Genomic DNA, 24820 nt, shown 5'->3' on the forward strand with positions numbered 1-24820 from the left:
ACAGAACGGTAGCGTCAGTAATTCACCTGGCTCGGAGAGCCGTCGTCACCACGATCGTTGCTATCCGGCGTGCTTGGCTGGATCGTGCTGGTTTGCGTTTTGGTTGGCGGCGGCGCGTTTTTATCCGCAGGAGGAAAATAGAGCGGGCCCTTCAGACCACAACCCGTCAGGCTGAACAGAGTCAGCAGTACGGCCATCGCGCGAAACACATCTTTCATTATGAGTTGCCTGTAAGTTCATTCTTTCTGCTTTCTATCATCGCAGGAGAAGACACAAAAGCAAGAGTTTGCTGGTTTAGGGCATCGGGAAATGTTTCGCGTTATACTGCAGCCATCATAAAAAACAGGAAAGCAGAATGAACGACAGTGAATTTCATCGCCTCGCCGACAGCCTGTGGCTCACCATCGAAGAACGCCTTGATGACTGGGATGGCGACAGCGACATCGACTGCGAAATCAACGGCGGCGTCTTAACCATTAGCTTTGAAAACGGCAGCAAAATTATCATTAACCGTCAGGAGCCGCTGCACCAGGTGTGGCTGGCGACCAAACAGGGCGGCTACCATTTCGATCTGAAGGGTGACGACTGGGTTTGCGATCGCAGCGGCGAAACGTTCTGGGATCTGCTGGAACAGGCAGCCACGCAGCAAGCGGGCGAAACGGTGACTTTTCGTTAATATTACGCGCCGGATAAGGGGTTACTGATTTATCCGGCACGCATTACGAGAAATATTGCTGCAACAGCGGTGCGTCGTTATCCTGATTCGCCGGTGTTGCGGTGCTGATGGTCTGATTGCGGAACGGGATCACCTGCGCACGCCCTTCCGTATTCACAATCTGATAGAACTGCGGCAAGTTGAAGTTAATAAAGCTGGAACCGTAGGTGAAGCGGTCATGCGATGACGAGTAAAAACGGCTGACATCCCGCACCAGCTCCTCTTTGCTGCCTTCACAGTGGTGATAGACTTCCGCGCGGTTGCTCTCATCCAGGATATAGATGTTAAAGCCCTCTTCACCGGTCTCTTCAAAGAAGAACTGAATAATCCCTTCGCTGGCAAAGCCATCCACCACCGCCGGTAATTCGACGTGATTGGTTTCAACCTGCACGGAAAGGCCATGCAGTTTGTTATGCGAAATTGCACCGTAAAACTCGATCGCGTTTTCCAGCTTCTGTACCGACACATTCAGGCGTTCAAAGAACAGCCCCCACGTCTGGCCCGCCACGCGCAGCGCTTTAAAGCGCCCGGTTTCCTGGCGCGTACTGGAAAGACGCAGCTCAATACACTCAGAAACCAGCTGCTGGACGCGGGTTCGAATCAGGCCGCGCAGATGCTGGCTGTAGCAGAACACTTCAACGCTATCCGGCGGTGCCGCATCCTGATGCATTTTGCCAAGAATCGTTTTCAGCGCTTCGATCATCGCCTGTTCGCCGTTGAAATGCAGCGTACGCACCTCATTCCACGAATTGCGGTAGAGCAGATCCACGCTTCCGACGAGGCAGTTTTGCTGCTCGCCGAAGCTGAAAACATCAAGCTTACGGAAGTCGAAATGCACTACCTGGTTACGGAATGCCGCAGTCGGGTCGTATTCCAGGTTGACGATAATCGCCAGGTGACGGATTTCGCACGGGCTATAGAGCGCTTTCGGGGTCGGTGCAGGCAGACGCAGCGGGAAGTGATGCGATACATCCGCCACCATCTCCTGCAACTTCGCCAGATCGACCACATCGTTGCCTTTAATAAACAGATGCGTGCGCGAGGTCAGCAGCCCGTTAAACCAGGCCCAGGCCACCAGCTTATTCAGATAGCGGTTATATTCCAGCGGCTGATGGCTGACGATGGAGTCCATGTTCGGCGCGCGATTGTACAGATACCAGCCAGTGCGGTTGGCGCGGCCAGGCGGAACATGAATAAAGGTTAAATTGGGTTCGGAGAGATCCGGTGAAATCTGCGGGTTCACCAGCGTTACTTTGCCCGGCAACGCCTCAAAGGCGGCATACAGTTTACGGGTCAATACCCCGATATCCTGCGGGCTGGCGGAAACGCTCAGATTATTGCGGCGGGCGAAACGGATCAGATTGCGGTAGCTCTGCATCATCGCGTCGAGCAGCTCATTGTGTGCTTCACGCACCTGATCGATTTTCCAGTTGGCGCGATTGTCCAGCATAGCTACGCGCGCATCGTCCCAGCCCCACTCTTTTACCAACTGCGCGATCACTTCACGACGCCAGCCGACGCAGGCGCGTTCACGGCTGAGCTTCTCGCACACTTTTAAGTAGAAACATCGGCGCGCCAGATCGAGACGAGCGGTGTCTTCAATGGCCACCAGATATTGCGTCACGCGTTCCAGCATCATGCAGTAGTGATCAAGACCGAAGGAGACGATCTCGCCATCATGCAGACGCTGTTTAATGTCTTTCGCCAGCAGGCGCGTGTTGGGATATTCCCAGGAATAGGCTTCAAGCAGCAGGGTTTTCAACACGGCTTTGTACGGGGAATCGATACTTTTATAGAGCTGCCAAAGGCTGGCGCCAAAGTACTCTTCCGCCGAAAGGGAACTTAAGCCGCCGAGATCCAGCCACTCATTTGGCGTCAACACGCCCTGCGCGTACAGCGTCATTACGTAGTCATCGTAATGCTCTTCTTCATCGCCCGGGACCATATTCCAAAGAATACGTTTCCCGGCGAGACGCACGGCGGTGCGGTAAAATTCGTCAAGCAACAGTATATGCTGCGTCGAGCCGCAATCCTCGCCACCGAGACTGCCGCTTTCGTTATGACGGAAACGGTTTTCATCAATCAAGAAGAAACTCACTTCCACGCCCAGCGACGCGGCCCAGCTTTCCAGCAGGCTGCATTTACGCTGCAACAGTTGTCGCTCTTCGGTATCGAGCCAGGATTGATGACATACCCAGATGTCCAGATCCGAAGAGCAGCTTTGCCCAACGGATGACGTGCTACCCATAGAGTAAACGCCGGTGATCGGTAATTCGCCTTTTGGCGACTCCTGCGGCGGCAAACCACGGTGCAGTTCGAGTTCGTTCAGATAGTGAAGTTGATTTTCATCAGGCGTGTAAAGGCAAATGCCCTGCGGAACGTTACCCTCAAGGTAACCCGGCATCAGCGGATGATGGTAATGCAGTAATGTCGGCAGCAGACTGTAGACCTGCTGAAAAGCAGGCCCCATGGCAGCAAGCGCGCGTTCCACACGCAGTTGATTGATGGCATCCAGTCTCTGTTTCAGAGTCTCAATATAGAGGTACAAGACATATCGCCTGATGTTTACAGAAAATTCAAAGTCGCCGTTACCATTTTTCGCCCTTATCTTTATAGGGGTACCGACGAAAAAATGGTCTAAAACGTGATCAATTTAACACCTTGCTCATTGACCGTAAAGAAAGATGCGCTACAAACCAGTGTAGCATTAAATACACTCTGTAAATTCTTTATTACGGCCCGCCCTGCGCCTGTATTGCGGGATGAAGCCTTCTCTTCCCCCCGGCAATCCACCGCGAACACTGACACCCTAATGCAACAATGTTAGGATGGTCAACGGACGATAATGACGGTAACAAGCATGTTAGACAATGTTTTAAGAATTGCCACACGGCAAAGCCCCCTTGCGCTCTGGCAAGCACAATACGTTAAGGAACGCCTTGAAGCGAGCCACCCGGGGCTGACTGTAGAACTGGTGCCGATGGTAACCCGCGGCGATGTGATCCTTGATACGCCACTGGCGAAAGTGGGCGGCAAAGGGTTGTTTGTGAAAGAACTTGAGCTGGCACTGCTTGAAAACCGCGCCGATATCGCTGTGCATTCAATGAAAGATGTGCCGGTGGATTTCCCAGAAGGGCTTGGCCTGGTGACCATTTGCGAGCGCGACGATCCGCGCGATGCGTTTGTGTCGAACCGTTATGCCTCGCTGGACGAACTACCGCCCGGCAGCATTGTTGGCACTTCCAGTTTACGCCGTCAGTGCCAACTGGCGGAACGGCGTCCGGATCTGGTGATCCGTTCACTGCGCGGAAACGTCGGCACCCGCCTGAGCAAGCTGGATAACGGTGAATATGATGCCATTATCCTCGCTGTCGCAGGCCTTAATCGCCTCGGACTGGCTTCACGCGTACGCATGGCGTTGCCGCCGGAAACCTCGCTACCGGCAGTCGGCCAGGGCGCGGTCGGTGTGGAATGCCGCCTCGATGATGCGCGTACGCGCGCGCTGCTCGAACCGCTGAATCACCAGGACACCGCCGTGCGCGTTAAAGCCGAGCGAGCGATGAATACCCGTCTTGAAGGTGGATGCCAGGTGCCAATTGGCAGCTATGCTGAACTTATCAACGGCGAGATCTGGCTGCGCGGGCTGGTGGGTTCGCCAGACGGTTCCATCCAGGTACGCGGCGAACGCCGCGGCAAACCGGAAGATGCGGAACAACTGGGGATCTCGCTGGCGGAAGAGCTACTGGCGAATGGCGCCCGCGCCATTCTGGATGAGGTTTATAACGGAGACGCACCTGCATGAGCATTCTGGTCACTCGCCCATCTCCAGCCGGAGAAGAATTAGTCAACCGGTTGCGCACACTGGGGCTGGTGGCCTGGAGCTTTCCGTTAATCGAATTTACGCCAGGCCGCGAGCTCGCTTCATTACCCGCGCGGCTCGCAGATCTCACCGCAGACGATATGGTTTTTGCCCTGTCGCAGCATGCGGTGACATTCGCTCACGCCCACTTACAAAAGCTTGGTTTGCGCTTTCCCCCTCAGCCTCACTATTTCGCTATCGGCCGTACCACGGCGCTGGCGTTGCATACCGTCAGCGGCATTGAGGTGCGCTACCCGCACGATCGGGAAATCAGTGAAGTGTTGCTACAATTACCTGAATTACAAAGTGTTCAGGGTAAGCATGCGCTAATCTTACGGGGTAACGGCGGGCGTGAAGTGCTGGCGGAAACGCTGGCGGCGCGCGGTGCTGAACTTGAATTTTGCGAATGTTATCAACGCTGTGCAATATTTTATGACGGTGCTGAAGAAGCGATGCGCTGGCATACGCGTGGCGTAACGACACTGGTGATCACCAGCGGCGAAATGATGCAGCAACTGTTTTCACTTATTCCCCCCTGGTATCGGGAAAACTGGCTACTTCGCTGTCGCCTGGTTGTGGCGAGCGAGCGTCTGGCGCACCTCGCCCGGGAACTGGGCTGGCAGGACATTCGGGTCGCTGACAATGCCGACAACGATGCGCTGCTTCGCGCATTACAATAACTCTCATGATGGGAAGCCATAATGACGGAACAAGAAAACTCCTCCGCCGTGGTCGAAGAGACCAAAGCGGCTGACGGCGCAACGCCGCCGCCGGAGAAAGCAGAGAAGAATAGACGCGCTAACAGGACCAGCCTTGCGCTCAGCGCGATCGCCATCGCCATTGCGCTGGCGTCGGGTGCCGGGCTTTATGGCTGGGTAAAACAGCAAGTGGCGACGCTGCATAGCAATAATGGCGAGATCGCCAACCAGGTTATCGCCTTACAGCAATCGCAGGATAAGCAGCGCGCAGAGCTAGAAGGCGTGATTAAGCAACAGGCAGACCAGCTTAATGCCGCCAAACGACAGAACGACGTACTGGCGAAGCAGCTTGATGAAGTGCAGCAGAAAGTGGCGACCATCTCGGGTTCTGACGCTAAAACCTGGCAACTGGCGCAGGCCGATTTCCTGGTGAAACTGGCGGGCCGCAAGCTGTGGAGCGATCAGGATGTCACTACCGCTGCCGCGCTGTTGAAGAGCGCCGACGCCAGCCTGGCGGATATGAATGATCCAAGCCTGATTACCGCGCGTCGCGCCATCACCGATGATATCGGCAGCTTGTCGGCAATCACGCAGGTGGATTACGACGGCATTATCCTCAATCTGAACCAGCTTTCGAATCAAATCGATAATCTGCGTCTTGCGGATAATAACGATGACGATTCACCGATGGACGACGACAGCAGCGAGCTCTCCGGCTCGATCAGCGAATGGCGCGTCAATCTGCAGAAAAGCTGGCAGAACTTTATGGACAGCTTTATCACTATCCGCCGTCGTGATGAAACGGCAGTACCGCTGCTCGCGCCGAATCAGGATATTTACCTGCGTGAAAACATCCGTTCGCGTCTGCTCGTCGCCGCACAAGCCGTTCCGCGCCATCAGGAAGAGACCTACAAACAGGCGCTGGATAATGTTTCTACCTGGGTACGCGCGTACTACGACACCGACGATGCGGCCACCAAATCCTTCCTTGAGGAAGTGGATAAGCTGAGCCAGCAAACGATCGCCATGAATTTACCGGAATCGCTGCAAAGCCAGCCGATCCTGGAAAAATTAATGCAAACCCGCGTACGCAATCTTCTGGCGCAGCCTGCCGTGACGTCTGAACAGGCGCCGGCCAATGCGGCCGCAGCGCAGGGAGAATAAGCATGCTGAAAGTATTATTGCTCTTTGCGCTGTTGATCGCCGGGATCGTACTCGGTCCCATGCTCGCCGGGCATCAGGGTTATGTATTGATCCAGACCGATAATTACAACATTGAAACCAGCGTTACCGGGTTAGTGATCATTCTGGTGCTGGCGTTAGTGGTGATCTTTGCCCTCGAATGGGTGCTGCGTCGCATTTTCCGCACTGGCGCGCATACCCGTGGCTGGTTTGTGGGCCGCAAGCGTCGTCGCGCACGCAAACAGACGGAGCAAGCGCTGCTCAAGCTGGCAGAAGGCGACTATCAGCAAGTTGAAAAGTTGATGTCAAAAAATGCCGATCACGCCGAGCAGCCCGTGGTGAATTACTTGCTGGCGGCCGAAGCGGCGCAGCAACGCGGTGATGAAGCCCGCGCCAACCAGCATCTGGAGCGCGCGGCAGAGCTGGCGGAAAACGACCCCATCCCGGTGGAAATCACCCGGGTACGTCTGCAACTGGCGCGCAATGAAAATCATGCAGCCCGTCATGGCGTGGATAAATTGCTGGAGATCACTCCGCGTCATCCGGAAGTGCTGCGCCTGGCTGAACAGGCCTATATTCGCACCGGCGCATGGACTTCCCTGCTGGATATCATCCCTTCGATGGCGAAAGCCGATGTCGGTGACGACGATCATCGCGATGCGCTGCAACAGCAGGCATGGATTGGCATGATGGATCAGGCGCGCGCGGATCAGGGCAGCGAAGGTCTGAAAAGCTGGTGGAAAAACCAGAGCCGTAAAACCCGTCAGCAGGTAACGCTACAGGTGGCTATCGCCGAGCACTTGATTGAGTGCGACGATCACGATACTGCACAGGACATTATTCTTGATGGCCTGAAGCGCCAGTATGACGATCGTCTGGTGATGGTGATCCCGCGGCTGAAAACCAACAATCCGGAGCAGATCGAAAAAGTACTGCGCCAGCAAATTAAAACGCAGGGCGATCGCCCGCTGCTGTGGAGTACGCTGGGCCAATCGCTGCTGAAACATGGCGAATGGCAGGAAGCAAGCCTGGCCTTCCGTGCAGCGCTGAAACAGCGCCCGGATGCGTTCGACTACGCCTGGCTGGCAGATTGTCTCGATCGTATGCATCAGCCGGAAGAGGCCGCACTCATGCGCCGTGATGGTCTGCTGCTGACGCTGCAAAATAACCCTCCCGCCTGACGTCCAGCCAAAAAAAACGCCTGCCGGAAAGCTCAGGCAGGCGTTAAAACAGGTCTTTGACAACTAATGGGTGCTTCACTCAACGTTATGTCCATGGTGTTTGATGAGGCCGAAGCGACATCTGTCAGTGGACGATAAGCACCGTAAACGGCTCTGCATCATTCCTGAGTTTATGAAGCCAGAAGGCGAGCATAAGAGATGGAATGAGCATCTACATGAATATTATTGCACGTATCATGCCAGGTTTGCACTCCCAAATGGAACGCAGCGCAAACTTTTAATAGCCCAATAAATTCAACCCTCTCCGGGCATCCTGCCGCCTCTTCACCGCGATCGTCGTTACCATTTGTCGCCACAGAACGACATTTACCGGGTGAATAATATTATTTATTTGAATTCAATAGATTAGATGTCTCCCGCAGGCGACAGTACTAAAAGGGGTTGTCGTTGATAAACAACAGGCAGAAAAAGCGGGGATTGAGGGAGCGCAGAAAACAAAAAACCCCGCTTTCGCGGGGTTCAAAATTGGTCGGCGAGAGAGGATTCGAACCTCCGACCCACTGGTCCCAAACCAGTTGCGCTACCAAGCTGCGCTACTCGCCGTTTTTACTGCTTTTTGAATTTTTTGTTCAATTTAAGTTGTGGTGCGAGGGGGGGGACTTGAACCCCCACGTCCGTAAGGACACTAACACCTGAAGCTAGCGCGTCTACCAATTCCGCCACCTTCGCATTCCACGAAACTTGTACTGCTAAATAATGGGGTGGCTAATGGGACTCGAACCCACGACAACTGGAATCACAATCCAGGGCTCTACCAACTGAGCTATAGCCACCACTGTAAATCTTTTCACGCGGTATCGTGACAAATCACGAACCACCGCAGCTCAAGCGCCGGGTTTAAATGGCGCGCCCGACAGGATTCGAACCTGAGACCTCTGCCTCCGGAGGGCAGCGCTCTATCCAGCTGAGCTACGGGCGCGTAGCGCCGTTGCGGGGGTGGATAGTACGGACTTCGGGCGCGGCTGTCTAGTGCTTTTTTTAAGAAAATGCGCGTTTGGTTATGCTTTGCGCATTTTGCCTCTTATTCACCCACCTGATGCGTAACCGCATGTCTATTGAGGCCAAATACCTTATACGCCAGGGTTACTGCGGCAAGGAAGATAATGCCGACAAACAGCGACATACGGGTATCGTCATTGAATCCCATACCGATCAACACGCACACCAGGAACGCCATCGTCAGCCAGTTCGCCCACGGGAACAGCATCGAGCGGAACGGATGCGTGGCAATCGCCGCTTTGTGCGCTTTACGGAAACGCATCTGGCTAATCAGAATCACGAACCACGGCACCATTCCCGGCAATACGCTGGCGCTATAGACATAAACAAACACGCGCTGCGGGTTAGGAATAATGTAGTTCAGGCACGAACCGATCAGCAGAATAATAATAGAGATGGTCACGCCCGCTGCCGGAACGCCGCTTTTCGACACTTTCGCCACCGCAGACGGTAACTGGCGGTTCTTCGCCAGCGCGTAAAGCATACGACCGCAACTGTACATGCCGCTGTTACAACCCGAGAGCGCAGCCGTCAGCACCACAAAGTTAATGATACCTGCCGCTGCGGTAATCCCGATTTTGGCAAACGTCAGTACAAACGGGCTACCGTTGGTGCCGATTTCATTCCACGGGAAGATGGTGACGATAACGAAGATGGCGCCCACATAGAAAATCAGGATACGCCACAGCACTTTGCTGACCGCACTACGCAACGTTACCTGCGGGTTTTTGGCTTCACCGGCAGTAATACCGATAAGCTCAACGCCCTGGTAAGAGGCGACCACAATACAGAGCGCGGTTAAGAAGCCTTTCCAGCCACCGGCAAAGAAGCCGCCATGTTCGGTCAGATTGCCAAAGCCAATCGAATGACCGCCGTTGCCAAAGCCGAAGAAAATCACGCCCAGGCCAACAACAATCATCACGATGATGGTGGTGACTTTAATCATGGCAAACCAGAATTCAATTTCACCATACAGACGCACGGCCGCAAGGTTGGCCAGCGCCACCAGCGCGACCGCAATCAGCGCGGGGATCCATTGGGCAAGGTCGGGGAACCAGAACTGGACATAAACACCAATGGCGGTGATTTCCGAGATCCCCACCGCCATCCACATAAACCAGTAGGACCAGGCCGTCAGATAGCCAAAGAAGGGGCTCATATAACGATGCGCGTAGACGGCAAAGGAACCCGCTACCGGTTCAAGAAACAGCATCTCGCCCATTGAGCGCATAATAAAAAAGACGAAAAGACCGGCGATGATATACGCCAGCAATACCGATGGGCCCGCCCACTTCAGCGTACTGGCGGCCCCCATAAACAGCCCCACGCCAATGGTGCCGCCCAGGGCGATTAATTCGATGTGACGAGACTCCAGACCGCGCTGAAGCTCCGGTTTATTTTCAGCCATAAATCCTCTGTTGTGTTTGCTTCTTTTCTTACCCGCTCCGCGGGTTATTGTTATGAGTTTTTCCTCAGCTCATAACAGGCCATGCTGCACCGGCCCGGAAATGGCTGGCGCAAAAACGCCGTGGCACTGCAAATGAGTGAGCGAATGGTTTCTTAAATTGCGGGAAATGGCAAACGATGTATAAGAAAAATCGACTCGATGCACAATAAAACATCAACAGGAAGGAAAGCGGCAGCGTGAAACGCTGCCTGAATAAGGTCAGAGTTTTCCGCTGTAGTGCCAGCGTAAATAACGCAGTAAGCGGAGCTGGCGTTTGAGCCGCGTAGGCTGTGAAAGCAGCCGATAGAGCCACTCCAGCCCCAGTCGCTGCCAGATCTTCGGCGCACGCTTTACATGTCCGGTAAAGACGTCATACGTCCCGCCAACGCCCATAAACAAGGCATCGGCGTAAACAGCGCGGCAGTCACGCATAAAAATCTCCTGCCGTGGCGATCCCATCGCCACGGTGACAATTTTCGCACCGCTGTCCCGGATACGCACAAACAGCGCCTCACGCTGATCCGCCGTGAAATAACCATCCTGGCTACCCACGATATTGACCTGCCACCGCGTACGCAGTTTCTGCTCGGTTTGCGCCAGCACCTCCGGCTTCCCCCCCACCAGGAATACAGGCGTACCTGACTGCCCGGCACGCATCATCAAATGTTCCCAGAGATCGGCACCGGCAACGCGTGAGACCTGCGCCTGCGGAAATTTCTTGCGCAGAGAGCGAACCACGCTGATGCCATCAGCATATTTAAACTCTGCCGCCTCGATCAGCGCGCGCACTACGGGATCGTCTTCCACGGTCAGCAGTTTTTCGGCGTTCATCGCCACCAGCGTACCGCGTTTGATTTCGCCATCGGCATAGAGGTAATCCAGCGCGTGCTGCATATCGCGCCAGCCGATGAGTTTCAGACCGCGCAGGTCATACAGCGGCGCTGCCGTCTTGTCCGTCATGTTATTCCTTTTTACACCTGGGAAAGGGGGTTCACTGCGCGCGCACGGCGATTACGTATCAGGCCAGCGCTGTCGAACAACCAGTACAGCAGTTTCGCCACCAGCAAGCAGAAACCAAAAACGACGAGGAAGAACACCACGCGGGAAGCGAAAGCATCCAGTCCCTCACGCGCCAGCACGATCATATTGAAAATAGCGCCAAAGCAGAAACTGTGCAGAATCGCCGCTTTATAGCGGTTTGTTTCCCGATTGCCAAGTTTATATAACCAGTCAAACCACTTAATGATAAGCCCCACCACCACCGCACCGAACGGGATAAACCAGACGCCGCCCATCACTACCAGCGATCCAATCAGCGTCGGAGAGATCGCCAGCCCGGAGTGGTTATTCAGCACTTCCCAGGTAAAATAATTCGCCGAGTTCAGCACGATACTCGGACGGCCATGCCACAGCCAGGAAGGGATGAAAACGTAGAAATCGCGCACAATCGGCGCCAGTCCCTGAAAATCGATCTTGTCGTAGTTTTGCAGCAGCAGAGACAAATTTTCCCAGGGAGAAAAGGTATCGCGCGTCAGATACAAGAAAGTGTAAAACGCTTCGTCCCCGCTGACGTTAAGCCCGTAGCGCTTCAGCGCCAGCCAGAACATCCCGACAATACCCAGCACGCCCGCCGCAGCCAGCATCCACAGCGAAATCCAGCCGCGAATAATGCCGATAAACAAGAAGATAGCAAAAGCGATAATAATATTGGCGCGCGTACCGCCGACGATCATGTACGTCAACAAACCAAATGCGACCGTACTGACGAGGAAAAACAGCCACGCCTGCGCGCTCTGCCGCAGGAAATAGACCACCAGCATGGCTGGAATGAAGAAGTAAAAGAAGCGTTTCAGTGCGACACCGGAAACTTCACTGGAGAAGATCTGGCTATAGGATTGCAGACGGAATAGCAAAAATCCGTTGTGCATGAAGAAGATACCTACGCTGACCAGCGCGATAACCATCAGCATGATCCACGTCAGATGCGCTTCGACCCGATTAATGGTAAACAGCGGGCGGCGCGATACCTGCTCGCTTTTCGCCCGCAGCCGGGTTTTGTACGTCACATAATAAATTGCATAGAAACAGGCCGCGGCCAGCAGCGACTGCATCATCACGCCCGGCGGCGCAACGCCGACGTTAAAACGGAACACCAGAATGCTGGTGAGCGGGAAACCGAAGAAAAACGTCAACAAAAAGAGCAGTGAAAAGAAGACGTTAAAATTGAACCGTACCCGGCGAAACTCAAACCAGGTCAGCGTGGCGATAAACAGCGTTGCCACCAGCCAGAGGATCAACAGACCGCAAAACTCAAGTGGACTCATCCGGCGATCCCCGCAGCATTGCGCAGCGCCTTATGCCAGAGCGCAATATAGTTTGGACTGAAGAAGGTAATGGCGTTTTTATCCACCGCAATCAATTGCCGCCGGGCTTCGCGAATCACCGTCTCATTCAACGCATCACCGGTAAAGAGCACCGGAATATCTTCGGCCACCATATCGCGCCAGAACGGGTTTTCCCGGTTAAGCACGCACGGCACCCCGGCCTGAATCAGCAAACAGAGCGTACCGATCCCCTGCTGGCGGGCAAAAATAAAATAACCCAAATCACACTGCCCGAGTAGCGACAGATAGTCGTCAAAGGCCATTTTTTCACGCAGAATGCGCAGGTTTTCGGCGCTGAATAATGCCAGACCGGCACGATTTACCGCATCGATATAGCTGTCATTATTGGCCGGGTAGCCCATCGGCACAATGATATTCACCGTATCGCCGAATTGGCGGTGGATGGCCTCCAGCGCGGCAATATGTTCATTACTCGGATCGCCGGAATTACCCACCAGAATCGTCAGCTTACCTTCCCGCTGCAACTCATGCGCCATAGTATTCAGCGCCGGATCCATACGCGTCGGGAAATAGAGCAACTCCCCACGCACCGTGGGATTACGTTTCCCGTACCACGACAGATCGCCACGGGTGGCAAAAACGCAGCCTACGCGGTGCTGCGCCAGCCTGCGCAGCGGATAAAAAAGACGGAATTTGAGGCTGTGCGAGACTTCGTACAGATCGGCGCCCCAGACATGCCAGTAAAATTGCTCGCGTTTGATAGCACCGCGCAACAGCGCCAGCCACAGGCTGAAATTGAACTGGCCGTGGAAGAAAAAACGCTGTTGCCGATCCGCTTTTGCACGCGCAACGACGGCTTTCGCCAGCGCCTTCTTGTCCGCATAAAAGTGCAGCGTCAGCGCGGGATATTCCGCACCTATTTCCGTGTCGCTGCTGGCGATCATAAACTCGCGAGCATGTGCGCCCGACGCAGCAAGATGATCGTTAAAGAAGCGCAATACGGTCTGGTTATGGTGTGGGATATCCGATCCCAGTACGTGAATCAGTGCAGTCATGCTTTCTTTCGCCAAATCAAAAACGCGCCACAACAGAGGGCGAAATAAATAATGTAAGTTGCCATATAGGCCTGTGCCGCACCGGCAGCGCCGTGCGCGGGAATCAGCCAACGCGAGAACAGCGTCAGCAGAGTGAACTGGCTGATTTCCGCCAGAATGTAAAAGCGCAGCGACGCTTTGGCAATCACCAGATAACCAAAGACGTAAGCGCCCACTTTTAGTACATCCCCGACTAGTTGCCAGGCAAAGAGATCGCGCATGGCGGTGAACTTGTCGGAAAACAGCAGCCAGATCGCCACATCGCGCAGCAGCCAGACCGTCAGGCTCACCGCTGCCACCGCTGGCAACACAAAGCGCAGTGACTTCACGATTTCGCGCGAAATCTCCTGTTTTGTCGCCAGCCTCGATAAAGTAGGTAGCAGATAGACACTAAACGAAGCGGTAATAAACTGAAGATAAGCATCGGAAATGCTGCTCACCCCTTGCCAGATCCCCACCTCTTCCCAACTATAATGCGCCGCCAGCAGGTTTCGCATCATCACATAGGCCAGTGGCAACGTTACCGATGTAATCAGCGCCATCAGCGTAAATTTACTGAGCTGACCGGCTAAACCGTTGTCCCAGCGCGGCGCGAAGTATGCCAGCGGCACCGAGCCGCGCCGAATCAGTAGTAGCACGGCCGGAATTAGCACCAGCGCCGGAACCAGCGCCATTCCCAGCAGCGCGCCCTGGTAACCGCCAAGCCGGAAGCAGAGATACCAGGCCAGCACGCCAACCACGCTGCCGATAATCAGTGACAGCGCATTGCTGGCGGCATCGCGGAAACCTTTCATCACCGCCAGCAGCAAGTTCGCCCATGCAATACCGAACTGCACCAGCGCCACCAGCCGCACCAGCCCCTGAAAATCAGCATGACCAAATAAGCCCCGGCTGACAGGCGCAGCGGCAAGCAAAAAAACCAGCGCCAGCAGCGTTGAGAAGCCCAGTACCATGGCTGACGACGTACCAACAACCGCCCGCAGCCGCGCCGGATCATCATGATACTGGGCGACGAATTTAGTCACGCCATTGAAAATCCCGGCGCCAGCCAGCACGCCCAGCACGGTAATTAACTGGCGGAAGTTACCGGCCTGCCCGACGCCTGACGGCCCAAAAGCCACCGCCAAAAGTTTGACCACCAGCAAGCCCGCGCCAATTTTGACCAGCGTGCTTGTCGCAGTCCATATCGATGCTTTTGCCAGCGACATGTCAGTAGAAATAGCTCAGAAGGGTGCTGATAACCGTGCGCTGGTTAACCGGCGCCAGATTGTAAAACAGCGGCAGACGAAGCAAACGCTCACTTTCCACCGTGGTGTAGCGATCTTCGCCGTGGAATTCGCCAAATTTTTCTCCGGCAGGCGACGCATGCAGCGGAATGTAATGGAACACCGCCAGGATCTCCGCCTCTTTCAGGAAAGCGATCAATGCACGGCGATCGGCTTCATCACGCAGCTTGATGTAGAACATGTGCGCATTGTGGCCGCAATCTGCCGGAATGGTTGGCAGCGTAATGCGCCCGGCGCGCGCCAGCGGTAGCAGCGCGTCATAGTAGGTTTGCCACAGCGCGAGGCGCTGCTGATTGATGCGATCTGCCGCTTCCAGTTGCGCCCAGAGATAGGCCGCCTGCAAATCCGCCATCAGGTAGCTGGAACCGATATCGCGCCAGGTGTACTTATCCACCTGCCCACGGAAAAACTGGCTGCGGTTGGTGCCTTTCTCGCGGATAATTTCCGCCCGCTCCACCAGCGCGCGATCGTTAATCAGCGTTGCGCCGCCTTCGCCGCCAGCGGTGTAGTTTTTGGTTTCATGAAAGCTGAAGCAGCCAATATGACCGATAGTGCCAAGCGCACGTCCTTTGTAGGTGGACATCACGCCTTGCGCAGCATCTTCCACCACAAACAGATTATGCCGCCTGGCGATATCCATAATAGTGTCCATCTCGCAGGCTACGCCCGCGTAATGCACCGGTACAATCGCCCGGGTTTTATCGGTAATGGCTGCTTCAATGCAGGTTTCATCGATATTCATCGTATCCGGGCGGATATCGACAAAGACGATTTTTGCGCCGCGCAGCACAAACGCATTGGCGGTGGAAACGAAGGTATAGCTCGGCATGATCACTTCATCACCGGGCTGAATATCCAGCAGCAGCGCGGCCATTTCCAGCGATGCGGTACAGGACGGCGTCAGCAGCGCTTTCGCGCTATGAAAATGCTGTTCCATCCACTGCTGACAGCGACGGGTAAAACCGCCATCGCCGCATAATTTACCGCTACCCATCGCCGACTGCATGTAGTCGATTTCCGTGCCTACTATCGGTGGTGCATTGAAGGGGATCATAGAGTCACCTGTATAACCACAAAGCGGTGCTTTCCACGTTCGCGCCGCTCTGAATATATCGTTTAAGTGCTGCCGTATTCCCAAGTTGGGTAGCGACACGCACAAGAGTTAGTTGCCGCTGTCGCGCCCAGTGACACGCAGCCTGCATTAATTTTTCTCCGACGCCGCGCCCGGCCAGCAGGCCGATACGCGCCTCCTGCCCGTTAAGCTGACGCAGAGAAACAAAGCCCGCAATTTCGCCATTTTCACCGCGAAACAGCAGACATTGATGGTCAAATACGCCTCTTACTGCGTTTTCTATCCACTGCGCATAAAATCGCCCGCTTGCATCAGGCGCATACCAGGGCGCACGAAAACGGCTCTGCACGAAGATCCCGGCCGCCAGACGGCGTAATTCAGGGATATCGTCGGCGGTGGCCAGTTCGGCAGCGGGATCAACGCCCTGCGGCGATACCGTCAGCGAAAAGTCGATCTCGCCCTCTACCAGTTGAAAACCGAACGTTTGCAAAGCATCCAGTTGCGCGGTTTGCGACGCCGCCAGCTTTACCTGTACGCGTTCCCAGGCGCTAAAATCCGTCACGCTCAGCGCGGGAGCCGCAGGTTGCAGGCGAATAATCGCACTGCGTACGCCAAAAAACGCGCTTTCCCAGGCCAGCTCTTCTAACGTTCCGTGAATTGCCATTTCGCCCCCTTTACGCCTTAGCGCCAGACGCCTTTGGTATCCACGATGTAGCGTTGCGTGATTCGGCTACTCTCCACCCCTTTAAATTCGTTGTGATCGACCAGCAGCACCAGCACATCTGCCTGGGCCAGCGCATCTGCGGTATTCACCAGCGACGCGTGGTTACTCAGCGCTGCCGGAAGTTGATGGATATTCGGCTCGACAACCAGCGTTTCCCCGCTGTGCCACTGAGCAATATCGCTGGCAATTTCCATCGCCGGACTTTCGCGCAGATCGTCAATATTCGGTTTAAACGCCAGCCCGAAGCAGGCGATTTTAATCTCGCTGGCGCGTTTACCGCTGGCTGTCAGGCAGTCGGCAACGGTGGCTTTAACCTGGTTCAGCACCCAGTGAGGTTTATAATCGTTCACCTCGCGCGCCGTACGGATAAGCCGCGCCTGCTGCGGGTTCTGCGCCACGATAAACCAGGGATCGACAGCAATGCAGTGCCCGCCAACGCCCGGCCCCGGTTGCAAAATGTTTACGCGTGGATGGCGATTCGCCAGACGAATCAGCTCCCAGACATTGATCCCCTGTTCGGCGCAGATTAACGACAGTTCGTTAGCGAAGGCGATGTTCACATCGCGGAAACTGTTTTCGGTGAGTTTGCACATTTCAGCGGTGCGGGAGTTGGTCACCACACACTCGCCCTCAAGGAAAATCTTGTATAGCTCGCTGGCGCGCGCCGAGCAGACCGGCGTCATACCACCGATCACGCGGTCATTCTTGATCAGCTCTACCATCACCTGCCCCGGCAGCACGCGCTCCGGGCAGTAAGCGATGTTCACATCGGCCGCTTCGCCCGCCTGTTGCGGGAAAGTAAGATCCGGTCGCGCTGCGGCGAGCCAGTCAGCCATCTGCTCGGTTGCGCCGACGGGCGAAGTGGATTCGAGGATCACCAGCGCGCCTTTCGTCAGCACCGGCGCAATGGATTTGGCTGCCGCTTCGACATATGTCATATCGGGTTCGTGCTCGCCTTTAAAGGGCGTCGGCACGGCAATCAGGTAAGCATCGGCCGCCACTGGCGTGGTGCTGGCCCGCAGATAACCGCCATCCACCGCCGCTTTGACCACGCTACTCAACTCGGGCTCGACAATATGGATTTCACCACGGTTAATGGTGTCCACAGCGTGCGAGTTGATATCGATTCCCACGACCTGTTTGTGCCGGGAGGCAAAAGCGGCAGCAGTAGGCAGGCCAATGTAGCCAAGGCCGATCACGGAAATGGTTGTAAAGCTCATAGTGTTATCCGATTGTTTTTAAGTGCGTGCAAAATGCGCCCGCAGGCCTGTCCATCGCCATAGGGGTTGTGTGCATGGCTCATCGCTTGCCAGGCATCGTTATCGCGAAGCAGGCGCGTAACCTCTTCTACAATGCGCAGGCGATTCGTACCGACCAGCTTTACCGTTCCCGCTTCGATGGCTTCCGGACGCTCGGTCGTATCCCGCATCACCAGCACTGGTTTACCTAATGAAGGCGCTTCTTCCTGAATACCGCCTGAATCGGTGAGGATTAGCCAGGCGCGATTCATCAACCACAAAAATGGCAGGTAATCCTGCGGCTCAATCAGGCTCACGTTTTCAACATGGCCCAGAATTCGGTTTACCGGCTCACTGACGTTGGGGTTCAGGTGCACCGGGTAAACAATCTGCACATCATCATGTTGCGCGGCAATATCCGCCAGCGCATGGCAAATCTGTTCAAACCCACGACCAAAACTCTCGCGGCGATGCCCGGTGACAAGGATCAGTTTCTTGTTGTCATCGAGGAACGGATAGCGCACCGCCAGTTCTTCATAGCGACCAGAAGTATTCATTATGCTGTCGCGCACCCAGAACAGGGCATCAATCACCGTATTGCCCGTCACAAAAATATGGTTATCGGCCACGTTTTCACGCAGCAAATTACGGCGAGAATTTTCTGTCGGCGCAAAGTGATACATTGCCAGATGGCCCGTCAGAGTACGGTTGGCCTCTTCGGGCCAGGGCGAAGAGAGATCGCCAGTGCGCAGTCCGGCCTCCACATGGCCAACAGGAATTCGCTGGTAAAAAGCAGCAAGGCTCGCTGCAATGGTGGTTGTTGTATCGCCATGCACCAGCACAACATCAGGGCGGAACGATTCAAGAATCGGCTTTAGCCCTTCAAGAATGCCGCAGGTGATCTCCGTCAGCCCCTGTCCGGGGCGCATGATATTCAGGTCATAATCCGGAACAATCGAGAAAAGGCTCAACACCTGATCCAACATTTCCCTATGCTGTGCAGTGACGCAAACTTTCGCCTCAAAGTCAGGATCTTTTGCCAACGCATGTACCAGCGGAGCCATTTTGATAGCTTCTGGTCGTGTGCCGAATACGGTGAGTACTTTCACAACGATTCTCTTTGTTTTAGAGGGATGAAGGCCCCGTGCCTTCATCTCAGGCGTCGCTTAATGTGTACGGCGACGTGTTAATGCCACCCCGGCGCCGACTAACACCCCAACGATACCCCAGATGATCATCAGGAAAACACGGCGCGGGCTGTCTCGCTTCACCGGCTCCTCCGGTGTACGCAAGTAACGATAAGTCTGGAAACGCGGGTCCAGCGTAGGCCCGACGTTAAGAGTATTCAGCATCGCCCGGTTTTGATCATAGTCCAGATCGAATTGAGGCCCCACAGCCTGCAAGTTCTCAAGCCGCGCCTGCAACATCGGGCGGCCTAACATAAACAGTTCCGAATCGGGTAACTCGTCGGGTGGAACCTCGGTTTCATTGCGTGAAATATTATGCTGCTCGGCCACTTTCAGCGCCTGCTCAACATTATGCAGGCGACGGTTGTAGATCGCTTTCGCCACCTCTTCCTGGCGCTTAACCTGGGCTTTCATTTGCATAGTACGCGCGGCCCACGCCCCTTTCAGCTCATCGTTTAAATGGCTGGCGGCGCGCTGGCTGGCGAAAGCCACGTACTGGCGCAACAAATTGTTCGCATCCGGCGCGGTCTCAGCAATCAGCTTGACGTTGTCATTGAGATTGCGGGCCGCATCGCCCGGCGTGTACTGGATATTGTTGATTAACTCATCCAGCGTCGCTGCATCAGCTTTACTGTTACCCACCAGACGCTGCTTGTAGTAGTCCGTCTGCAACCAAAAATCACGGCGCGTGTCCCATGAAGCCAGTTGCACAACAAACTCTTTATAGGATTCATCCATTACCGAAGGTTGTTCAACGGGCGCCAGATTCGCCTTCACATCCAGATTACGTAAAAATTGTTGCTGGGAGTAAAATCCGCCAAGCATGTTAACCGTAGGGCTATCCGTAATGGCCGTCGCACTCCATTCCTGCCGCGCAAAGAAAGTCCAGGCCAGCGCAAGCAGTGCAAACAGCAGCGCCATCCCCCCAATCCACAGTTTTCCTGCCCACAAAGTACGAAACAGTCCTCGAATATCCAGCTCATTTTCCGTACCCGCTGAAGGTGTTCCCGACAATGGTTGAGTCATCGCTTTCCCGGATTTACTTGGTTAGTGTTGATTTAGACGCGCTGTGACGGCGCATTCTGCGTTTAACTCGTTTCATTAAGCGCGCGACTTTCCAGGCGCGTTTGATGCAGTAACCGTATAAGAAGAATGCCAGCAAAAACAATGCCAACATTACCCATTCAGGAATAAAATGAAGGTACTCTGTCACGACACCAATGCTGGCCAGTATTGCCGCAGCAAGCGTGATGAGTACAAATGCCTGACGGGAACTGAAACCCGCCCGCATGATGAGGTGGTGAATATGCTGACGATCGGGTGAGAATGGGCTCATGCCTTTACGCAAACGTCGGTAGGTAATCGCCACCATGTCCATCAAAGGAATAGCAATAATCCATAGCGCCGTCACCGGGCTTATCGGATGGGTCTTACCCTGGGTCGTTTCCAGTAAAATCCAGATGATGGTGAAACCAATCAGCGTGCTACCGGCATCGCCCATAAACACTTTATAACGCCGCCCCAGTAGACCAAGGTTGAGCAGAATATAAGGCAGAATTGCCGCGATCATGGCAAAACACCACAGCGCCAGGCTGGTCTGCCCATCAAACCATAAAATAATACCAATCGCCGCAAACGAGACACAGGAAAGACCGCCGAGCAGACCATCAATGCCGTCTACCATATTAAACGCGTTAATTGCCGCCCAGACGGCAAACAGCGTAAGCAGATAGCCAAACGGACCCAGCACCATCTCCCACGATCCAAAGATATAACCGAGGCTGCTAAGGTAGAGATTACCGGCCCACATCATCACAACGGCAATGACCGTCTGAATAGCTGCGCGGGTTTTGACGCTGATATCGAAACGATCGTCCAGCGCCCCGACAAACGCCAGCACGCCTGCGCAGGCAAGATAAAGACCAACGTGGGGAATGTAGTAGTCTGTAACGCTGAAAGTGAAGCAAATCCCCGCGTAAACTGAAATCCCCCCAACCAATGGGATTAGCCCCTGGTGTCTTTTTCGGGAATTAGGTTTGTCTACCAGGCCTACGTGCTTCGCCATTTTTCGGGCGAAGAACAGGAAAACCGTTGTAAACAAGAAAATACCGAATAATTCAGTAATCGCAGTGGATAAACTCACAATGCATGCTCTCAGCAAATGTTGATCCTGGCAGTATAACGACGTTGCTACACTCCATAAAAGGAGAATGCAGGTCAATCACAGGCGTTATTGTTTGCTTTTCAGCCAAATGGAAGGTTTTGACCTTCGAAACGCCATCCAGCCGTCGCCAGTGTTGGACAATACCTGTCCGGGTGCATATAGCGTATAGCCCAGAAATGAAAAACGCCACGTAAAAACGTGGCGTTTCTGAGGTTTATTTGGATTAAGAGCGCTTCATCATGTCGAAGAATTCATCATTTGTCTTCGTCATCGCCAGCTTGTTAATGAGGAACTCCATGGCATCAATTTCACCCATTGGATGGATGATTTTGCGCAGGATCCACATCTTCTGCAGCTCTTCCTGAGTGGTGAGCAGCTCTTCTTTACGCGTGCCGGAACGGTTGTAATCAATCGCCGGGAAGACGCGTTTTTCTGCGATTTTACGAGAGAGATGCAGCTCCATGTTACCGGTGCCTTTAAACTCTTCGTAAATCACTTCATCCATCTTCGAACCGGTATCGATCAACGCAGTCGCGATAATGGTCAGGCTGCCGCCCTCTTCCACGTTACGCGCAGCACCGAAGAAACGCTTCGGACGATGCAGGGCGTTAGCATCCACACCACCCGTCAATACTTTACCGGAAGCCGGAACGACGGTGTTGTAAGCACGCGCCAGGCGGGTGATGGAATCCAGTAGAATGATAACGTCTTTCTTGTGCTCAACCAGACGTTTGGCTTTTTCGATAACCATTTCAGCGACCTGCACATGGCGGGAAGCCGGTTCATCGAAGGTAGAAGCAACTACTTCACCTTTTACCAGACGCTGCATTTCCGTCACTTCTTCCGGACGTTCGTCAATCAGCAGCACCATCAGTACGCAATCCGGATGGTTATACGCAATGCTCTGCGCGATGTTCTGCAGGAGCATGGTTTTACCCGCTTTCGGCGGCGCAACAATCAGACCGCGCTGACCGCGGCCGATCGGCGATGCCAGATCCAGTACGCGAGCGGTTAAGTCTTCGGTCGAACCATTACCACGCTCCATACGCAGACGAGAGTTTGCGTGCAGCGGCGTTAAGTTTTCGAACAGAATTTTATTACGCGCGTTTTCCGGCTTATCGAAATTCACCTCGTTAACTTTCAGCAGTGCAAAGTAACGTTCACCTTCTTTAGGAGGGCGAATCTTACCTGAAATGGTGTCACCAGTACGGAGGTTGAAACGGCGGATTTGGCTGGGGGATACGTAGATGTCGTCAGGGCCGGCGAGGTAGGAGCTGTCTGCGGAACGGAGGAAACCAAATCCATCCTGCAAAATCTCCAGCACACCGTCGCCAAAGATATCTTCGCCACTCTTCGCGTGCTGCTTCAGGATGGCGAAAATGATGTCCTGTTTGCGCATACGGGCCAGGTTTTCCAGCCCCATATTTTCGCCGAGAGTGATCAGCTCAGAAACCGGCGTATTCTTTAATTCGGTAAGATTCATAATGGTGTGGGTTCTTAAACTCGGGGTAAATCTCGAACTTAATGTTGTGAATGGTATGGCAGGGTCATCCATGCCTGTTAACGGCCATCAACTCATATCTGATCGGTGCCTGGTCACAAGAAAGTACGCAGAACTGAAACGACAAGACGGAATGAGTGATAAGCCCGGAATCTGTTTACTTCCGTCGCGGCGATATTGCTCTGCGGGAAGTATCGGGTAATGCAAGGTTCAAACAACTAAAGGTATGTTCAAAACGAAGTCAAAACTAAATTAGCACGGCAGAAGCCGGGCGTCCAGCGATCCTAAAAAATTAGGACGACTGGCGCGCCGGCGGAACCTGATATTACGCCAGATTGGTGTCCAGGAACTCTTTCAGTTGGCCTTTAGACAAGGCACCCACCTTGGTTGCAACCACTTCGCCGTTTCTAAACGCCAGCAGGGTTGGAATACCACGAATACCGTACTTCGGCGCGATGCTTGGGTAGCGGTCGATATCCAGTTTCGCAATGGTTAGTTTGCCTTCGTACTCATTAGCGACTTCATCCAGAATCGGGGCGATCATTTTGCACGGTCCACACCACTCTGCCCAGAAATCAACGAGAACAAGCCCGTCCGCTTTGAGTACATCCGTGTCAAAACTATCGTCAGTCAGGTGAATAATTTTATCGCTCATATATAACTCCACAGGAATAAGCCTGATGTGTTGGTGTAGCATAAAACAACAACGTATTGATGCCACAATAACCAACTAAAGGTTGACTTTATTTCACCGGATACGCTTTCGTAAAGCAATAGTAAGCTGATATTCTACCACACTATGAGCAAAACACATTTAACTGAACAGAAGTTTTCCGACTTCGCCCTGCACCCAAAGGTGATCGAAGCCCTTGAAAATAAAGGGTTTCATAATTGCACGCCTATACAGGCTCTGGCTCTTCCGCTAACGCTGGCGGGCCGTGACGTTGCAGGTCAGGCGCAAACCGGTACCGGTAAAACGATGGCGTTCTTAACGTCAACGTTTCATTATCTCCTCTCTCACCCGGCGATCGAAGACCGTAAAGTGAACCAGCCGCGTGCAATTATTATGGCGCCGACGCGTGAACTCGCGGTACAAATTCATGCCGATGCAGAACCGCTTGCGCAGTCAACAGGTCTGAAACTGGGTCTGGCTTACGGCGGTGATGGCTACGACAAACAGCTCAAAGTGCTGGAAAGCGGCGTCGATATTCTAATCGGCACCACCGGTCGTATGATCGATTACACCAAACAGAACCATATTAACCTGGCCGCAGTTCAGGTCGTGGTGCTGGACGAAGCCGATCGTATGTACGATCTGGGCTTTATTAAAGATATCCGTTGGCTGTTCCGCCGCATGCCGGCAGCCACACAGCGTCTGAACATGCTGTTCTCCGCCACCCTCTCTTATCGGGTACGTGAACTCGCATTCGAGCAGATGAACAACGCAGAGTACGTCGAAGTAGAACCGGAACAGAAAACCGGCCACCGCATTAAAGAAGAGCTTTTCTATCCTTCTAATGAAGAGAAAATGCGTCTGCTGCAAACGCTGATCGAAGAAGAGTGGCCGGATCGCGCCATTATTTTCGCCAACACCAAGCACCGCTGTGAAGATATCTGGGGCCATCTGGCTGCCGATGGTCATCGCGTTGGCCTGCTGACTGGCGATGTAGCGCAGAAAAAACGCCTGCGTATTCTTGATGAATTTACCCGCGGCGATCTCGATATTCTGGTCGCAACAGACGTTGCGGCGCGTGGTCTGCATATTCCTGCTGTTACCCACGTCTTTAACTACGATCTGCCGGACGATTGCGAAGACTACGTGCACCGCATCGGTCGTACGGGCCGTGCGGGCGCCAGCGGCAACTCTATCAGCCTTGCATGTGAAGAGTACGCGCTGAACCTGCCCGCAATTGAAACGTATATCGGGCACTCAATTCCGGTGAGTAAATACAATCCGGATGCGCTGCTCAGCGAATTACCGCCGCCGAAACGCCTGACGCGTTCGCGCTCAGGTAACGGTCCGCGCCGCAGTGGTGGTGCGCCACGTAATCGTCGTCGTTCAGGTTAA

At 54.1% G+C, this 24820-nt stretch carries 22 protein-coding genes and 4 tRNA genes; 6 read left to right on the top strand and 20 right to left on the bottom strand.

The features are described from left to right. Positions 1–14 precede the first annotated feature (14 nt). Positions 15–218 carry an LPS translocon maturation chaperone LptM gene (lptM, locus tag AWR26_RS24645; RefSeq protein ID WP_007369167.1) on the bottom strand — a complete coding sequence of 68 codons (204 nt, stop codon included), beginning with the start codon at positions 216–218 and terminating at the stop codon, positions 15–17. 137 nt (positions 219–355) lie between these two features. On the opposite strand from lptM, the gene cyaY reads away from it, so the two are divergent. Continuing rightward, positions 356–676, top strand: coding sequence for an iron donor protein CyaY (gene cyaY / locus AWR26_RS24650; RefSeq protein ID WP_007369168.1), 321 nt, complete (start codon positions 356–358; stop codon positions 674–676). A gap of 43 nt (positions 677–719) precedes the next feature. On the opposite strand, the gene cyaA is transcribed toward cyaY, so the two are convergent. Then, the gene (cyaA, locus tag AWR26_RS24655) at positions 720–3263 is read right to left on the bottom strand and encodes a class I adenylate cyclase (protein ID WP_064568876.1); all 2544 of its coding nucleotides are present in this window, start codon (positions 3261–3263) and stop codon (positions 720–722) included. A 312-nt stretch (positions 3264–3575) separates the two neighbouring features. On the opposite strand from cyaA, the gene hemC reads away from it, so the two are divergent. From hemC to hemY, 4 genes are read left to right on the top strand one after another with little or no spacing between them, the layout of a single operon-like run. Beyond that, positions 3576–4517, top strand: a complete 942-nt coding sequence (gene hemC, locus AWR26_RS24660; RefSeq protein WP_064568877.1) for a hydroxymethylbilane synthase — start codon at positions 3576–3578, stop codon at positions 4515–4517. Continuing rightward, positions 4514–5254: a uroporphyrinogen-III synthase gene (gene hemD / locus AWR26_RS24665; protein WP_064568878.1), complete on the top strand. Its 741-nt coding sequence runs from the start codon at positions 4514–4516 to the stop codon at positions 5252–5254. The genes hemC and hemD overlap by 4 nt, the downstream gene beginning before the upstream one ends. Before the next feature lie 21 nt (positions 5255–5275). Next, positions 5276–6436 (top strand): uroporphyrinogen-III C-methyltransferase, encoded by a 1161-nt coding sequence (hemX, locus tag AWR26_RS24670; RefSeq protein WP_043955862.1) that lies wholly within the window; start codon positions 5276–5278, stop codon positions 6434–6436. 2 nt (positions 6437–6438) lie between these two features. Further along, complete coding sequence (gene hemY / locus AWR26_RS24675; RefSeq protein WP_043955864.1) at positions 6439–7635, top strand: protoheme IX biogenesis protein HemY; 1197 nt, start codon at positions 6439–6441, stop codon at positions 7633–7635. A 526-nt stretch (positions 7636–8161) separates the two neighbouring features. On the opposite strand, the gene AWR26_RS24680 is transcribed toward hemY, so the two are convergent. The 18 genes from AWR26_RS24680 to trxA form a co-directional block, all read right to left on the bottom strand. After that, positions 8162–8238: transfer RNA gene (locus AWR26_RS24680), tRNA-Pro, on the bottom strand. 39 nt (positions 8239–8277) lie between these two features. Beyond that, positions 8278–8364 (bottom strand) — tRNA-Leu (locus AWR26_RS24685). Positions 8365–8392: 28 nt separating this feature from the next. Next, positions 8393–8468, bottom strand: a tRNA-His gene (locus AWR26_RS24690). Between the two features lie 69 nt (positions 8469–8537). Beyond that, positions 8538–8614: transfer RNA gene (locus AWR26_RS24695), tRNA-Arg, on the bottom strand. Between the two features lie 102 nt (positions 8615–8716). Beyond that, positions 8717–10102 (bottom strand): bifunctional threonine/serine APC transporter ThrP, encoded by a 1386-nt coding sequence (gene thrP / locus AWR26_RS24700; protein WP_064568879.1) that lies wholly within the window; start codon positions 10100–10102, stop codon positions 8717–8719. A gap of 258 nt (positions 10103–10360) precedes the next feature. Then, the gene (wecG, locus tag AWR26_RS24705) at positions 10361–11101 is read right to left on the bottom strand and encodes a lipopolysaccharide N-acetylmannosaminouronosyltransferase (RefSeq protein ID WP_064568880.1); all 741 of its coding nucleotides are present in this window, start codon (positions 11099–11101) and stop codon (positions 10361–10363) included. 11 nt (positions 11102–11112) lie between these two features. Next, positions 11113–12465, bottom strand: coding sequence for an ECA oligosaccharide polymerase (gene wzyE / locus AWR26_RS24710; protein WP_064568881.1), 1353 nt, complete (start codon positions 12463–12465; stop codon positions 11113–11115). Then, positions 12462–13541 (bottom strand): TDP-N-acetylfucosamine:lipid II N-acetylfucosaminyltransferase, encoded by a 1080-nt coding sequence (locus AWR26_RS24715; protein ID WP_064568882.1) that lies wholly within the window; start codon positions 13539–13541, stop codon positions 12462–12464. The genes wzyE and AWR26_RS24715 overlap by 4 nt, the downstream gene beginning before the upstream one ends. Continuing rightward, positions 13538–14788 carry a lipid III flippase WzxE gene (gene wzxE / locus AWR26_RS24720; protein ID WP_064568883.1) on the bottom strand — a complete coding sequence of 417 codons (1251 nt, stop codon included), beginning with the start codon at positions 14786–14788 and terminating at the stop codon, positions 13538–13540. Before wzxE ends, AWR26_RS24715 begins: the two co-directional genes overlap by 4 nt. 1 nt (position 14789) lies before the next feature. Next, positions 14790–15920: a dTDP-4-amino-4,6-dideoxygalactose transaminase gene (gene rffA / locus AWR26_RS24725; RefSeq protein ID WP_064568884.1), complete on the bottom strand. Its 1131-nt coding sequence runs from the start codon at positions 15918–15920 to the stop codon at positions 14790–14792. 4 nt (positions 15921–15924) lie between these two features. Beyond that, positions 15925–16602 (bottom strand): dTDP-4-amino-4,6-dideoxy-D-galactose acyltransferase, encoded by a 678-nt coding sequence (gene rffC / locus AWR26_RS24730; RefSeq protein ID WP_064568885.1) that lies wholly within the window; start codon positions 16600–16602, stop codon positions 15925–15927. Between the two features lie 17 nt (positions 16603–16619). Then, positions 16620–17882: a UDP-N-acetyl-D-mannosamine dehydrogenase gene (gene wecC, locus AWR26_RS24735; RefSeq protein ID WP_064568886.1), complete on the bottom strand. Its 1263-nt coding sequence runs from the start codon at positions 17880–17882 to the stop codon at positions 16620–16622. Then, a complete protein-coding gene (gene wecB / locus AWR26_RS24740; RefSeq protein WP_071892951.1) occupies positions 17879–19009 on the bottom strand; it encodes a non-hydrolyzing UDP-N-acetylglucosamine 2-epimerase in 1131 nt (376 codons plus the stop codon). The genes wecC and wecB overlap by 4 nt, the downstream gene beginning before the upstream one ends. 57 nt (positions 19010–19066) lie before the next feature. Further along, positions 19067–20113, bottom strand: a complete 1047-nt coding sequence (gene wzzE, locus AWR26_RS24745) for an ECA polysaccharide chain length modulation protein (RefSeq protein ID WP_064568887.1) — start codon at positions 20111–20113, stop codon at positions 19067–19069. 13 nt (positions 20114–20126) lie between these two features. Beyond that, the gene (gene wecA, locus AWR26_RS24750) at positions 20127–21230 is read right to left on the bottom strand and encodes a UDP-N-acetylglucosamine--undecaprenyl-phosphate N-acetylglucosaminephosphotransferase (RefSeq protein ID WP_043955884.1); all 1104 of its coding nucleotides are present in this window, start codon (positions 21228–21230) and stop codon (positions 20127–20129) included. Positions 21231–21474: 244 nt separating this feature from the next. Then, on the bottom strand, positions 21475–22734 hold the full coding sequence (gene rho / locus AWR26_RS24755) for a transcription termination factor Rho (protein ID WP_004386383.1): 1260 nt from the start codon (positions 22732–22734) through the stop codon (positions 21475–21477). 87 nt (positions 22735–22821) lie between these two features. Further along, positions 22822–22905 carry a rho operon leader peptide gene (locus AWR26_RS25875; protein WP_318257782.1) on the bottom strand — a complete coding sequence of 28 codons (84 nt, stop codon included), beginning with the start codon at positions 22903–22905 and terminating at the stop codon, positions 22822–22824. A 172-nt stretch (positions 22906–23077) separates the two neighbouring features. Then, positions 23078–23407, bottom strand: coding sequence for a thioredoxin TrxA (gene trxA, locus AWR26_RS24760; RefSeq protein WP_064568888.1), 330 nt, complete (start codon positions 23405–23407; stop codon positions 23078–23080). Positions 23408–23551: 144 nt separating this feature from the next. Here trxA and rhlB point away from each other — a divergent pair, with 144 nt between their 5' ends. Then, positions 23552–24820 (top strand): ATP-dependent RNA helicase RhlB, encoded by a 1269-nt coding sequence (gene rhlB, locus AWR26_RS24765; RefSeq protein WP_007369187.1) that lies wholly within the window; start codon positions 23552–23554, stop codon positions 24818–24820.

The sequence above is a fragment of the Kosakonia oryzae genome (assembly GCF_001658025.2).
GTDB lineage: Bacteria > Pseudomonadota > Gammaproteobacteria > Enterobacterales > Enterobacteriaceae > Kosakonia > Kosakonia oryzae.